Annotated in this window: 3 protein-coding genes; all 3 read right to left on the bottom strand. The window is 65.2% G+C overall.

The features are described from left to right. Positions 1 to 110 precede the first annotated feature (110 nt). On the bottom strand, positions 111 to 1,133 hold the full coding sequence (locus PHD22_RS16715) for an RnfABCDGE type electron transport complex subunit D (protein ID WP_299869522.1): 1,023 nt from the start codon (positions 1,131 to 1,133) through the stop codon (positions 111 to 113). Between the two features lie 26 nt (positions 1,134 to 1,159). Further along, positions 1,160 to 2,890, bottom strand: coding sequence for an electron transport complex subunit RsxC (rsxC, locus tag PHD22_RS16710; protein WP_299869520.1), 1,731 nt, complete (start codon positions 2,888 to 2,890; stop codon positions 1,160 to 1,162). A gap of 1 nt (position 2,891) precedes the next feature. Beyond that, the coding region (locus PHD22_RS16705; protein ID WP_299869518.1) for an RnfABCDGE type electron transport complex subunit B at positions 2,892 to 3,263 on the bottom strand (372 nt) is incomplete at its 5' end.

The raw sequence follows: 3,263 nt of genomic DNA, 5'->3' as shown, positions 1-3,263 counted from the left end.
CATCGTGGGTGAAGGCCATCACTGCGGTGAAAATCACCGTGAAGGCCACCATCACACCTCCGGTGCGGGCAGACAGGCCAAGGGCGGTGGTTTGGCTCATGCAGGGCCCCTCAGTCTTTCTTGTGCCCGAAAACCGCTGCCTGGGTCTTCATGTCGATCAGGGGCACGCAGATGTTCATCAGCAGTGTGGCGAAGGCCACCCCATCCGGGTAGGCCCCGAAGGCACGGATCACGAAGGTGAGGACCGCGGCGCCTCCAGCGAACAGCAGCTTGCCCCGGGCGGTGGTGGCGCCCGATACCGGATCCGTGAGAATGAAGAAGGCTCCCAGCATGGCACCGCCGCTGGCCAGATGGAACAGGGGAGAGGCGAAGGCTTCGGGACGGATGGCCCACATCAGCCCCGACACCGCAACAAGCCCCCCCAGAAAGGCGGCCGGGATGTGCCAGGTGATGATCCGCCGCTGGACCAGCCACAGGCCACCGAGGAGGTAGCCGAAGGCGATCCATTCGCTGCCCAGCCCTCCCAGGGTGCCGAAGGCGGCACCGTCCATAAGCTGGGCCGCGCGCAGGTTGTACAACTGGGAGTCGGGATCGGCTGCACTGCGCAGGGCGGTGCGCAGACTGTCCAGGGACGTGGCGCCGGTGATGGCATCCACTTGCCGCACGCCGCCGAAGATCAGCTCGAGCTGGGTTGGAAAGTCCAGCTGGCCAGCAGCCGGCCACTGGGACATCAGGGCCGGGTAGGCGACGATCATCAGGCAGAAGGCCGCCATGGCAGGGTTGAAGGGATTCTGGCCCAGTCCTCCGTAGAGCTGCTTGACCACGATGATGGCCAGCAGGGTCGCCGTGACGGTGAGCCACCAGGGGGCGATAGGAGGAAAGGTGAGGGCGATCAGCCATGCGGTCACCACCGCAGACAGGTCGGTCAGGAAGAGGGCTCCAGGCCTGCCACGGATCGCCAGCATGGCAGCCTCCCCCGCCAGGGCGGCCGCTGTGGCGATGGCAAGCTGGACGAGGATCCCGGCACCGAAGAACCATACGTAGGCGGCAATCCCGGGCAGCAGCGCCAGCAGAACCTGGAGCATGACGCTCTGGACGCTGGCCGGCTTGCGGACAAAGGGGGAATTGATCATGTCTCGGATCTGTGCGGCGGGCAGGGTCATGCCTGCGGGTTGGAGGGCTGGCTGGGCTCGGCCGGAGGGGCTGGCGCTTGGGCTCCGGTTGCACCGGTTGTCGCCCGGCGGGCATCGATGGCGGCCATCTCCGCCTGGATTTCAGGGCTGCTGACCTCGGTGTTCTTAGGGAGCACCTGGGCTTTCTGCTGGCGGGCCTTTTCCATGGCCGCTTCGATCAGAGCCCGCTTGGCATCGTCTGCAGAGGGCCTGGCAGGCGTCGGGCCTTCTTCGGTTTTGCTGGCCGCGGGTGTCGTTGCGCCTGGGGTCGCCAGCTTTTCCCGGGTCGCGCTGGCCTTGGCCGCGAGTTTTTCAGCCTTCTCCTGTTTTTCCCGTTCCTGACGCAGATTCTTGAATTCGAAGCGTTCGCGGGCAGTGTCGGCGGCCTCCTTCTCCCGTTCCCGGGCCCAGATCTCGCCCTTCGAGAAGCGGAAGTAGTCCACCAGCGGAATGTGGGATGGGCAGACATAGCTGCAGCAGCCGCACTCGATGCAGTCGAACAGGTGGTATTCCTGGGCCTTGCCGAAGTTCTTCGAGCGGGAGAACCAGTACATCTCGAAGGGGGCGAGGTCTGCGGGGCAGGCCTTGGCGCACTCGCCGCAGCGGATGCAGGGCATTTCGGGCGGCGGGGGCGGAAAGAGGCTGGGGCTGCCCACCAGGATGCAGTTGGCAGCCTTGACCACGGGCACCTCGAAGGAGGGCATCCGGGTGCCCATCATCGGCCCTCCCATGATGTAGCGGTCCGTATCCGGGCGTGGTACGGCCAGGCGTACCACGTGGTCCATGGGGGTGCCGAGCAGGACTTCGTAGTTGCGCGGGCTGTCCACGTTGCCCGCAACGGTGACCACTCGGGAAATCAGGGGGCGGCCAAATTCCAGCGCTTCGTGAATGCTGTAGGCGGTGCCCACATTGAAGCACTGCACACCATAGTCAGTGGAGCGCTGGCCGTGGGGAACCTCGATACCCGTGAGCACCCGGATCAACTGCTTGGCTCCACCCGCCGGGTAGCACGTGGGGATGGCGATGGCCTCGATCCCGCTTTCGCCGCTGGCTGTGATGGCGCCGCGCACGGCTGCGATGGCCTCGGGCTTGTTGTCCTCGATGCCGATCAGGACCTCTTCGGCCTGCAGCATGTGGCGCATGGCGATGATGCCCTTGAGCATGTTCACCGGGCGCTCACGCATGAGCATGTCGTCACAGGTGATGTAGGGTTCGCACTCGGCACCATTGATGATCAGCGTCTTCAGCCGACCTCCTGCACCAGGCTTGAGCTTCAGGTGACTGGGAAAGACCGCGCCGCCGAGACCGACGACCCCTGCATCCCGCAGGTAGTCCCGTAACTCGTCCGGCGTGGCCGCACGAAAGTTGATCCGCTCCAGTTCTCCCCAGCGATCCTCCCCGTCGGGTTCGACGATCACCGACAGGGTGGTCAGGCCGGAGGTGTGGGGCATGACTGCAGGGGCCACGTCCCGGACGATGCCGGACGTGGAGGCATGTACGGCCGAGGACAGGTTGCCATCGGCACCGCCGATGCGTTGCCCCTTGAAGACCTTGTCGCCGGGCTTGACCAGAGGGCGAGGATGGCCACCCACGGACTGATGGAGCGGGATCACCAGCCGGTCCGGTAGCGGGACGCTGGCGATGGGCTGAGCGGTGGAGCTGCTTTTGTTGGTCTCGGGCTTGACCCCGCCGTGGAATTTGAAGAGCTTGCGCAACATGTCAGGCGGCCTGCTTGATCTCGATGACCGGGTAGCGCCATTTCCAGGTGTCTACCGTTTCGGCAATGGGTTCCATGGTGATGCAGTCCACCGGGCAGGGGGCCAGGCACAGTTCGCAGCCCGTGCAGTCGGCTGCGATGATGGTATGCATCTGCTTGGCGGCACCGACGATGGCATCCACCGGGCAGGCCTGGATGCACAGGGTGCAGCCGATGCAGGTCTGCTCGTCGATGATGGCCACCGACTTGGGTTTCTCGATCCCGTGTTCTTCGGACAGGGGTTTGAATTCCCGCCCCAGCAGGTCCGCCAGCTTGCGGATGCCTTCTTCCCCGCCCGGCGGACACTGGTTGATGTCCGCTTCCCCGCCGGCAAT

Origin of the sequence: Zoogloea sp., assembly GCF_028693495.1 — a bacterium.
Lineage (GTDB): Bacteria > Pseudomonadota > Gammaproteobacteria > Burkholderiales > Rhodocyclaceae > Zoogloea.
This window is presented reverse-complemented; position numbering and strand designations above follow the sequence as displayed.